The 10,192-nt window shown below is 70.0% G+C and carries 9 protein-coding genes; 7 read left to right on the forward strand and 2 right to left on the reverse strand.

What is annotated here, in order from left to right; genetic code table 11:
• Positions 1–101: 101 nt before the first annotated feature.
• Positions 102–1,100, forward strand: a complete 999-nt coding sequence (locus ACH4TL_RS36705; RefSeq protein ID WP_398327773.1) for a sugar phosphate isomerase/epimerase family protein — start codon at positions 102–104, stop codon at positions 1,098–1,100.
• A 75-nt stretch (positions 1,101–1,175) separates the two neighbouring features.
• On the opposite strand, the gene ACH4TL_RS36710 is transcribed toward ACH4TL_RS36705, so the two are convergent.
• Positions 1,176–1,544, reverse strand: a complete 369-nt coding sequence (locus tag ACH4TL_RS36710; protein ID WP_398327776.1) for a hypothetical protein — start codon at positions 1,542–1,544, stop codon at positions 1,176–1,178.
• Between the two features lie 89 nt (positions 1,545–1,633).
• The gene (locus ACH4TL_RS36715; RefSeq protein WP_398327779.1) at positions 1,634–2,581 is read right to left on the reverse strand and encodes a methionyl-tRNA formyltransferase; all 948 of its coding nucleotides are present in this window, start codon (positions 2,579–2,581) and stop codon (positions 1,634–1,636) included.
• A 249-nt stretch (positions 2,582–2,830) separates the two neighbouring features.
• On the opposite strand from ACH4TL_RS36715, the gene ACH4TL_RS36720 reads away from it, so the two are divergent.
• The 6 genes from ACH4TL_RS36720 to ACH4TL_RS36745 all read left to right on the forward strand — a co-directional run bounded on the left by ACH4TL_RS36720 (position 2,831) and on the right by ACH4TL_RS36745 (position 10,175).
• Positions 2,831–4,201, forward strand: coding sequence for a lysine N(6)-hydroxylase/L-ornithine N(5)-oxygenase family protein (locus ACH4TL_RS36720; RefSeq protein ID WP_398327782.1), 1,371 nt, complete (start codon positions 2,831–2,833; stop codon positions 4,199–4,201).
• A gap of 19 nt (positions 4,202–4,220) precedes the next feature.
• A complete protein-coding gene (locus tag ACH4TL_RS36725; RefSeq protein ID WP_398327785.1) occupies positions 4,221–5,279 on the forward strand; it encodes a FecCD family ABC transporter permease in 1,059 nt (352 codons plus the stop codon).
• Positions 5,276–6,340 carry a FecCD family ABC transporter permease gene (locus ACH4TL_RS36730; protein ID WP_398327788.1) on the forward strand — a complete coding sequence of 355 codons (1,065 nt, stop codon included), beginning with the start codon at positions 5,276–5,278 and terminating at the stop codon, positions 6,338–6,340. The genes ACH4TL_RS36725 and ACH4TL_RS36730 overlap by 4 nt, the downstream gene beginning before the upstream one ends.
• 38 nt (positions 6,341–6,378) lie before the next feature.
• Complete coding sequence (locus tag ACH4TL_RS36735) at positions 6,379–7,230, forward strand: ABC transporter ATP-binding protein (RefSeq protein ID WP_398327791.1); 852 nt, start codon at positions 6,379–6,381, stop codon at positions 7,228–7,230.
• Between the two features lie 105 nt (positions 7,231–7,335).
• On the forward strand, positions 7,336–8,391 hold the full coding sequence (locus tag ACH4TL_RS36740) for an iron-siderophore ABC transporter substrate-binding protein (RefSeq protein WP_398327794.1): 1,056 nt from the start codon (positions 7,336–7,338) through the stop codon (positions 8,389–8,391).
• Entirely contained in the window at positions 8,388–10,175 is a 1,788-nt protein-coding gene (locus ACH4TL_RS36745; protein WP_398327797.1) for an ABC transporter ATP-binding protein, read from the forward strand. Before ACH4TL_RS36740 ends, ACH4TL_RS36745 begins: the two co-directional genes overlap by 4 nt.
• Positions 10,176–10,192 lie beyond the last annotated feature (17 nt).

The raw sequence follows: 10,192 nt of genomic DNA on the forward strand, positions 1-10,192 counted from the left end.
TCCCGGAGGACCGGGCGGCCATTCTCCCTGAGCCATCAACGGCAACACCTCATCAGCCACACCCGGTCCTCCCGGACCGCCAACATTCTTAGGGACACCTCATGGCTCTCAAGCTCGGCGCCTACACCGCCTGTCTGCACGACCGCACCCTCACCGAGGCCCTCGACATCCTCAAGGAGAACGGGCTGACCTCCGTGGAGGTCAACACCGGTGGCTTCATCCCCGCCCCGCACTGCCCGGTCGACCTGCTGCTGTCCTCGGCCACCGCGCGTGAGGAGTACCTGGCCACCTTCGCCGACCGCGGCGTGGAGCTGACCGGCCTCAACTGCAACGGCAACCCCCTCAACCCGCTCCCCGGGGTCGGCCCGAAACACGCCGACGACCTGCGCCGCACCATCCGGCTCGCGGGGCTGCTCGGGGTGAAGCACGTGGTGACCATGTCCGGCACACCGGGCTCCGACCCCGACGCCAAGTACCCCTCCTGGGTCGTGAACCCGTGGGACGGCGTCTACATGGACGTCCTGGACTACCAGTGGGGCGTGGCCGTCGAGTTCTGGAAGGAGATCGACGCGCTGGCCCGGGAGAACGACGTCCGGGTCGCCGTCGAGATGCACCCGCACAACCTGGTGTTCTCCCCGGTCACCCTGAAGCGGCTGGTCGACGAGACCGGCGCCACCAACGTCGGCGCGGAGATGGACCCCTCGCACCTGATGTGGCAGGGCATGGACATCGTGGCCTCCATCAAGTGGCTCGGCCCGCTGGTGTTCCACGCCGCGGCGAAGGACGCGATGATGTGCCCCGGCGCCGACATCCGCGGCGTACTGGACTCCTCGTTCACCCGCGTGCCCGCCGACGCCCCCGGCAAGGTGCCCACCGGCTACGGCTTCTGGTGCAACGCCTGGCCGGAGAACCCGGCGTGGAAGTTCGTCGCCGTCGGCATCGGACACGACAACGCCTACTGGACCGAGTTCCTGCGCGCCCTCGCGGAGGTCGACCCGGACATGGCCGTGAACATCGAGCACGAGGACGCCGCCTACTCGCAGACCGAGGGCCTGGCCCTGGCCGCCAAGAACCTGCGCAGCGCCGCGGCCGACCTCTGAGCCACCCCCTTACGTGGCACAGCGGCCCCGTACCCGCGAGCAGCGGGTACGGGGCCACGGCCCGTCGGGGACCTCTTACCGGGTGGGGAACAGGGCCAGCTTGGCCTTGTGGCCGGATGCCGACTTCACCCAGATCTTCAGGTTGTTGAGCTTGACGGTGCCGCCCGGGCTGGTGCTGCCGCTCAGGCTGATGCCGCCGCTGGTGGCAGAGAACTTCACGGTCCGGGAGCTGATGTGCGTGACCTTCAGCTTCCCGAACCCGAACGTGTGGCTGTTGACCGCGATGCTCCGGGGCTTCGACACGGTGATGGTGCACCGCCCGTCGTAGCAGGGCCCGTGACCGGCCCCGTACGCCATCGGCGTCATCACGCCGACTCCCAGTGCGCCCGACATGGTCAGCGTCGCGGCCGTCGTCGCGGCGCGCCGCCGCATGCCCGTGTTCATCAGGGGAACCTCCGGTTCTTTCGAGGGGTTGCTGCCCGGAGTTTGTAACCCGGCGGTCCCGGGACCCCTCCCGAAGTGCCCGGAAGGGCTCATGGGCGGCTGGTCAGATAGCCGCCCATGGAGGTGAAGTACTCGGTGGCGGCCATCTCGTGGCCGTCCTCGGTGCGTACGCGCGTGACGGCCAGGCCGTGGTTGCGGCCGGTGCGGGCGTCGGCTCCGGCGACGATCACCACGCCGTCGCCCTCGCGGTAGAAGATGCGCCCGGGTGTGCCGCCATACCGGGCCTCGGACACGAACGCGGCCAGGATCTCGAGGCGCTTGCCGCGGTGGAAGGCGTAGGCGCTGGGGTACGGCTCGGACTGGGCGCGGACCAGGCGTTCGAGGTCTTCGGCGGGCCAGGTCCAGTCGATGCGGATGTCCTCGGCGGACCGCTTGTGGAAGAAGCTCGCCTGTGACCGGTCCTGCTTGGTGAACTCCGTCCGTCCGGTGGCGATGAGGTCGAGCGCGCCGATCGTGACCGGGGCGATGAGGCCGACGGTCTTGTGGAAGAGGTCGGTGGCGGTGTCCCTCGGCCCGACCGGAACCGCCTCCTGCCGGACGATGTCTCCGGCGTCGAGTTCGTCGTTCATCATGTGCGCGGTGACGCCCACCTCGGACTCCCCGTTGATCAGGGCCCAGATCAGCGGGGAGAACCCGGCGTACTTCGGCAGCAGCGAGTCATGGACGTTCAGCGTGCCGTGGCGCGGCAGGCCGAAGATGCGCGGGGGGATCCAGGTCCGCCAGTTGTTCGCCACGATGATGTCCGGGTCGGCCTCCTTGAGGCGCGCGAACAGCTCGTCGTCGTCCGGGCGGTTGCGGATCAGCACCGGGACGCCGTGTTCCTCGGCGAGGTCGGCGACGGAGTCGCTCCAGATCTTCTCGTACGCGTGCTCGCTCTTGGGGTGGGTCACGACCAGTAAGACGTCGTGTTCGGAGTCCAGGAGGGCTTGCAGGGTGCGGTGCCCCCAGGTCTGGTAACCGAACATGACGACCCGCATGGGGGTTCCTCCTCGTCGCAGGGGATGACCGGGGTCAGTAAAGCAAGGCTTACCTTATCTTGCAACGGGTCGTTGAAGTCCCTCAGTTGGCGGCGAGTGGGCACGTGATTCCCCTGTGGTGACCTATCGACAGCCCCACGGGTTTAGCTTAGGCTCGCCTAAGTTGTTGGCGTGTCGCTCCGTCGGCGTGCCCACCCTTCGCACCCTCCGCACGCCGCACAGGCGATTGCCCCGCACGATGGGAGTGACATGTCACGGGATTTTCCTGGTGACGCATTGCCGGTCCGCGACTTACCGGTCCACGACCTCATTGGCATCGGCTTCGGGCCGTCCAATGTGGCCATGGCGATCGCGCTCAGCGAGCACAACGCACGTGTCGGCGGACACGTGGCGATCAGCGCGCACTTCTTCGAGCAGCAGCCGCGCTTCGGCTGGCACCGTGGCATGCTCATCGACGACGCCACCATGCAGGTGTCCTTCCTCAAGGACCTGGTGACGCTGCGGAACCCGGCCAGTGAGTTCAGCTTCCTCTGCTATCTGCAGAGCAGGGGACGGCTGATCGACTTCATCAACCACAAGAACCTCTTCCCGCTGCGGGTGGAGTTCCACGACTACTTCGAGTGGGCCGCGGCCAAGGTCGGGGACATGGTCTCCTACGGCCACGAGGTCGTCGGCGTCGCGCCCGTCGTCCGCGACGGGGCCGTGGAGCACGTGGACGTGACGGTCCGGTCGGAGGAGGGCCTTGAGGTCCACCGGGCCCGCAACCTCGTCATCGGCACCGGGCTGCGCCCCCTCATGCCGGAGGGCGTGGAGCGAGGCGACCGCGTCTGGCACACCTCCGAACTGCTCGCGAAGGCCGACGGGCTGGAGGGCACCTCGCCCTCCCGGTTCATCGTCGTGGGCGCCGGACAGAGCGCCGCCGAAAACGTCGCCTACCTGCACCGGCGCTTCCCCGGGGCCGAGGTTTGCGCGGTCTTCTCCCGCTACGGCTACAGCCCCGCCGACGACAGCGGCTTCGCCAACCGGATCTTCGATCCCTCGGCCGTCGACGACTACTTCGCCGCGCCCCAGGACGTCAAGCGCCGGCTGATGGACTACCACGGCAACACCAACTACTCCGTGGTGGACATCGACCTGATCGACGACCTGTACCGGCAGATGTACCAGGAGAAGGTCCTCGGCGCCGAGCGGCTGCGCTTCCTCAACGTGTCCCGGCTCACCGATGTGAAGGAAACACCCTCCCAGGTCCGCGCCACTGTGACCTCCCTGGTCACCGGCGAGGAGACGCCGCTCGACGCGGACGTGGTGGTGTTCGCCACCGGCTACAGCCCCGTCGACCCCATCGGCCTCCTCGGCGAGGTCGCCGACCGCTGCCTCCGTGACGACGAGGGCCGTGTGCGCGTCGAGCGCGACTACCGCATCGCGACCGAACCCGGTCTGCGCTGCGGCATCTATCTCCAGGGCGGCACGGAGCACACCCACGGCATCACCTCGTCCCTGCTGTCCAACACCGCCATCAGGGTCGGCGAGATCCTGGACTCGCTCCTCGACCGCGGCGTCACCTCCGCTTCCGGCGAGGCCAGGCGGGTCGCCGACGGAGTCGGCAGCACCGCGCGGTAGGGGATGGCGTACGAAAGAGATGGGCACAACCACAATCGAACGCCCCGTGGCCGGGGTTCCCGCGCGGATGGGCCGCCGGCGGGGGGTGGGGCTGGGCGCGCTCCTGCTGGTCCTCGTCGCCGCGGGCGCGGTGTCGCTGGCCGTCGGCGCGCGCGCGTTGAGTCCCGCCGAGGTGTGGCACGGGCTGTTCGCCGGGCCGGACCCCGACCAGCGGCTCACCGAGATCAGGCTCATCGTGCGGACCGTGCGGGTGCCCCGGACGGTGCTCGCGATCGTGGCGGGTGTCGCCCTGGGGGTGAGCGGTGCGCTGATCCAGGGGCATACGCGCAATCCCATCGCCGACACGGGACTGCTGGGGGTGAACTCCGGTGCCTCGTTCGCGGTGGTGTCGGTGGTCGCCGTGTTCGGGTTCGCCGACCCGTTCCAGTACGTCTGGTTCGGCTTCCTGGGGGCGGCGGTCGCCGGGGTCGTCGTGTTCGGGCTGGCGAGCATCGGCCGCGGCGCGGGCAATCCGCTGACGCTCGCCCTGGCCGGGCAGGGGATCACGGTGTTCCTGGCGGCGATGACCTCGGCGGTCGCGCTGGCGGACCAGAAGTCGCTGAACGCGCTGCGGTTCTGGAACGCGGGCTCCGTGGCCGGTGTCGGATTCGGCGTCATCTGGCCGGTGACCGTGTTCATCGCGGTCGGTCTGGTGCTGGCCCTGACCACGCTGCCCGCCGTCAACCTGCTCAACCTGGGGGATGACATGGCGCGGGGGCTCGGCGTGAACATCGCGCTGAGCCGGACCGTCGGCATCGTCGCCATCACCCTGCTGGCGGGCGCGGCGACGGCGGCCTGCGGCCCCATCGCGTTCCTCGGGCTGATGGTGGCCCATGTGGCCCGGTATCTGACCGGTCCTGACTATCGCTGGCTGGTGCCGTACGCGGGTCTGCTCGGGGCCGTCGTGCTCCTGGTGTGCGACATCGTGGGGCGCTTGGTGGTGCGGCCGGGCGAGCTGGACGCGGGTGTGGTCGTGGCCCTCCTGGGCGCCCCGTTCTTCGCGGTTCTGGTGTGGCGCGGAAAGTTCAAGGACACATGAGCGGAACAGATGTGAAGCGATCGGTGGTCGCGCCGGGTGTGCGGCTCGGTCAGGTGTCGTTCGTGTGGCGGCCCTGGCTCGTCTGCACCACGCTGCTGCTGGCGGCGGCGACCTTTTTGGTGTTCTGCGTGTCCATCGGGGTGGGGGAGTTCCCCATCGGACTGTCCCGGGTGATCGCCACGGTTTTCGGCGAGGGCGAGCGGGTCGACCAGTTCGTGATCATGGATCTGCGGATGCCACGCGCCCTGGCCGGGATCGTGGTGGGGATCGCACTCGGGGTGTCCGGGGCGATCACGCAGTCCGTCGCGCGCAATCCGCTGGCCAGCCCGGACATTCTGGGGATCACCGCGGGCGCGGGCGCGGTCTCGGTGTTCCTGGTGACGGTGTCGGGCGGGGCCACCGCGGCGGTCGTCGGCGCCGTGGGCCTGTCCGCGGCGGCGCTCGTCGGTGGTCTGGCCACCGGGCTGCTGGTGTACTTCCTCGCGTGGCGGCGCGGGATCGACGGCTTCCGGCTCATCCTCATCGGCATCTCGGTGAGCGCCGTGATGCAGGCCATCACGACATGGCTGCTGGCCACGGCCGACATCAAGGACGTGGCGCGGGCGCAGGCGTGGCTGGTGGGTTCGCTGGACAACCGGTCGTGGGGCGAGGTCCGTACGGCGCTGTGGTGCACCCTCGTCCTCCTGGTGGTCGTGTCCTGCGTCGCGTTCCAGTTCAAGCCGATGCACCTGGGCGACGAGGTCGCCGCGGGCCTGGGCGTGCGGTACTCGATGGTGCGGGCCGTCCTGCTGCTGTGCGCGGTGCTGCTGGCCGGTGTGGCGGTGAGCGCGGCGGGCCCGGTCCCGTTCGTCGCGCTGGTGGCGCCGCAGGTGGCGATGCGTCTGGCGAGGTGTCCGACGCCGCCGATGGCGGCCTCCGGCATGGTGGGCGCGCTGCTGCTGATCGGTGCGGATCTGGTGGCGCGTACGGCGCTGCCGATCACGCTCCCGGTCGGCGTGGTGACTGCCGCGATCGGCGGCCCCTTCCTGGTCTATCTGCTGGTGCGGGCGAACCTCAGGTAGGGGGCAAGACATTGGCAATCCTGAATACAGGGGGACGCGTGAGCGCCGAGTGCATCACCGGCACCGAGACCGACACCGAGTCAGGGGCTCAGGGCCCTTCGCGGCTGGCGGCCAGGGACATCACGGTCGGGTACGGCGGACGGAACGTCATCGACGGCCTGGACGTGGTGATCCCGCCGGGCGTGATCACCACGATCATCGGCCCCAACGGCTGTGGGAAATCCACCCTGCTGCGCACCCTGACCCGACTGCTCAAACCGTCCAGGGGGAGCGTCGTGCTGGACGGCGAGGACATTGTCACGCTCCGGACCAGGGACGTGGCGAAGAAGCTGGGCCTGCTGCCACAGGCGCCGGTCGCTCCGGAGGGGCTGACGGTGGCCGATCTGGTCGCCAGGGGGCGCCATCCGCACCAGAGCTGGCTGCGGCAGTGGTCATCGGACGACGCCGGTGTCGTGGAGCGAGCGCTGGCCATGACGGGGGTGGCGGATCTGGCCGACCGCCCGGTCGACTCGCTGTCCGGCGGGCAGCGCCAGCGCGTCTGGATCTCGATGGCCCTGGCCCAGGGCACCGATCTGCTGCTCCTCGACGAGCCGACCACCTATCTGGATCTGGCGCACGCCATCGACGTGCTCGACCTGGTGGACGACCTGCACGAGTCGGGCCGCACGGTGGTGATGGTGCTGCACGACCTCAACCTGGCCACGCGGTACAGCGACAACCTCGTCGTGATGCGGGCGGGTTCGATCCTGGCGCAGGGGCACCCGCGCGATGTGATCACCGCCGAGCTGCTGGACGAGGCGTTCGGGCTGCGTGCCGCGGTGGTCGACGACCCGGTGGGTGACCGGCCGCTCATCGTACCGATCGGCCGTACCCATGTCCGGCCCGACTGAGGAATTGTGTCAAGTAAGGCTAGGCTAGCCTCACTTACTCGGGATAAGGTTTGCCTGCCCTGTGACGGGGGCGTAACGGACGGCGCGACAGCAAAGGGATTCCGGATGCTCCTCCAGAGAACGACGCGTATGACGCCCTGGCGGCGGTTAGCGGCGGTGCTCTCCGCCGCGGCCCTCGGCGTCGGCCTCCTCGCGGGATGTGGTTCCGACTCGTCGGACACGACGAGCGACGACGCCCCGGCCGCCGCGTCCGGCGCCTTCCCGGTCACCGTGGAGCACGCGTTCGGATCCACGAAGATCAGCCAGGCGCCCCAGCGGGTCGTCTCCGTCGGATACACCGACGACCAGGCCATGCTGGCGCTCGGCGTCAAGCCGGTCGGCATGGTCGACCAGTACCCGAACCCCTCGGGCAAGGAGCCCGACATCAACACCCAGTGGCCCTGGGTGAAGGACAAGTGGGGCGGCACCCGGCCCGAGGTCGTCATGAAGAACGGCGACTCGGGACCCGACTACGAGAAGATCGCCTCCCTGCGGCCGGACCTGATCGTGGCGGTCTACTCCGAGATCGACAAGGCCGCCTACGACAAGCTCTCCAAGATCGCCCCGACCGTGGGCCGCACCAAGGGCGAGAAGGAGCCGTTCAGCGCCCCGTGGCAGGACAACGCGGTGCAGATCGCCAAGGCGCTGGGCAAGGAGGACGAGGGCACCGAACTGGTGCGGGGCATCCAGGACAAGCTCGGCGCGGCCAAGGAGGCGCATCCGAAGTTCGCGAACCAGACCGCCGTCGCGCTGTCCTGGTACAAGAACTCGGTGGCGCCGTTCACCTCCATCGATGTGCGCGGACGGCTGGTGACGGGCATAGGCTTCGGCTATCAGACCAAGATCGACAAGGTCGCTGACGGGCAGTTCTACACCGTCCTCTCGCCCGAGCGCGTCGACCTGGTCGACGTCGACCGCATCTTCGTCGTCAACGACGAGGCCGACCAGCAGGCGCTGAAGAAGTTCAAGCTGTTCACCAACCTGGACGCCGTGAAGCAGGGCAAGGTGTCGTACCTGCTGGACAGCGAGGGCCCGGCCGTCGGCGCGGCCATGTCGCAGAGCACCCTGCTGTCCCTGCCGTACGCGATCGACCAGCTGGTCAAGTCGGCCGGTCAGGGGTGAGCGTCACCGACGCGCGTACCATCCCGGCCACCCTGCGCACGGCCACCGGACGGGTGGCCACCCGATGGGTCGCGGCACACTGCCGCGCGGTGCCCTGGCTGACGGCCGCCACCGTGCTCACCACGGTGGCCGGGGCGGCGCTCCAGGTGCTCCCGGTGCTGCTGCTCGGCCGCGTGGTCGACGGAGTGGTCGAGGGCGAACCGCGTTCGGCGCTGGTCACGGTCGGGGTGCTGATGGGGGGCGCCGCACTGCTCGGCGCGGCGGCCACCGCGGTGTCGACGTACCTCATCGGGCGGCTGGGCGCGGATCTGCTCGCGCGGCTGCGGGAAGGTGCCGTCCGCGCGGTGCTGGGGATGCCGAGCGCACGGATCGAGCAGGTCGGCCGGGGCGATGTGCTCTCCCGCGTCGGTGACGATGTGGCCGTGCTGTCCAAGGGCATCCGCACGGCCGTCCCCACGGTGTTCTCGGCGGGCGTGCTGGTCCTCATCGCCACGGTCGGCATGTTCGGCCTCGACTGGCGGCTCGGCCTGGCGGGCGCCGGTGCGCTGCCCGCCTACGCGCTGGCCCTGCGCTGGTACCTCCCCCGGTCCGCCCCGCTCTACCAGAAGCAGCGGATGGCCCAGGCCGACCGCGCACAGGCGCTGATCAGCGGTCTGAACGGGATCGACACGGTCCGGGCGTACCGCCTTGAGGGCGCCTTCCGCGAGAAGGTCACGAGCGAGTCGTGGCGGGTGCGCGATCTCGGTATCGAGGTGTTCCGGTTCTTCGGCCGGTTCGTCGGCAGGGAGAACCGCGCCGAGTTCATCGGGCTGACCCTGATCATCGTGGTGGGGTACGCCCTGCTGGAGGCCGATGCCGCCACCCTGGGCGACGTGTCGTCGGCACCGTTGATGTTCCACCGGCTGTTCACCCCGCTGGGCTCCATCATGTTCACCTTCGACGAGGCACAGAAGTCGGGCGCGAGCCTGACCCGCTTGGTCGGGGTGCTGGGGGAGGCAGCGGAGGACCGGCTGGTGGGCGACGCGGCCGTGGCGCCGCCGGACGCCGTGCCGTACCCGGTGACGGTACGGGGGCTGACGTACCGCTACCCCGACGCCGAGGAGCCCGTCCTCCGGGACGTCAGCCTGACGATCCCGGCCGGGGGATCGCTCGCGCTGGTGGGCGCCACGGGCGCGGGCAAGACGACCCTGGCCGCGCTGATCGCGGGCATCGGCACACCGCAGGCCGGATCGGTGCACATCGGGCCGACCGACCTCGCCGGTCTGGACGAGGCCGGGGCGCGGGCGTTGGTGAGCATCCTGACGCAGGACACTCATGTGTTCTCCGGTTCGCTCGCCGACGATCTGCGGCTGGCCGCGCCGGAGGCGACCGACGCCGAGCTGATGGACGCGCTGCGCACGGTCGGCGCCCACGGGTGGGTCGAGGCGCTGCCCGACGAGCTGAACACCCTGGTCGGCGAGGGCGGCGAGCGTCTGGACGTCACCAAGGTGGCCCAGATCGCCCTGGCCCGGCTGGTGCTGCGCCGGTCCCCGGTGGTGGTGCTCGACGAGTCGACCGCGGAGGCGGGCAGCGAGGGCGCCGCCGAACTGGAGCGGGCCGTGCTGGCCGCGTGCGCGGGCCGGACCACGCTGTTCGTGGCACACCGGCTCACCCAGGCGATGGCGGCTGACCGGATCGCCGTGCTGGACGCGGGACGCGTGGTGGAGCAGGGGACCCACGAGGAGCTGGTGGCGCTGGGCGGCCGGTACGCGCGGTTGTGGCGCGCCTGGCGCGAGGGCAGCTAGGACCCCCGGCCACCGGC

Source organism: Streptomyces sp. NPDC021115, assembly GCF_044333065.1.
In the GTDB taxonomy this organism is placed as follows: domain Bacteria; phylum Actinomycetota; class Actinomycetes; order Streptomycetales; family Streptomycetaceae; genus Streptomyces.

Bases quoted from the DNA above. Each gene is read 5' to 3' on its own strand.
- ACH4TL_RS36710 (WP_398327776.1), bottom strand. From the start codon at position 1,544: ATGAACACGGGCATGCGGCGGCGCGCCGCGACGACGGCCGCGACGCTG.
- ACH4TL_RS36715 (WP_398327779.1), bottom strand. From the start codon at position 2,581: ATGCGGGTCGTCATGTTCGGTTACCAGACCTGGGGGCACCGCACCCTG.
- ACH4TL_RS36730 (WP_398327788.1), top strand. From the start codon at position 5,276: ATGAGCGGAACAGATGTGAAGCGATCGGTGGTCGCGCCGGGTGTGCGG.
- ACH4TL_RS36720 (WP_398327782.1), top strand. From the start codon at position 2,831: ATGTCACGGGATTTTCCTGGTGACGCATTGCCGGTCCGCGACTTACCG.
- ACH4TL_RS36725 (WP_398327785.1), top strand. From the start codon at position 4,221: ATGGGCACAACCACAATCGAACGCCCCGTGGCCGGGGTTCCCGCGCGG.
- ACH4TL_RS36740 (WP_398327794.1), top strand. From the start codon at position 7,336: ATGCTCCTCCAGAGAACGACGCGTATGACGCCCTGGCGGCGGTTAGCG.
- ACH4TL_RS36705 (WP_398327773.1), top strand. From the start codon at position 102: ATGGCTCTCAAGCTCGGCGCCTACACCGCCTGTCTGCACGACCGCACC.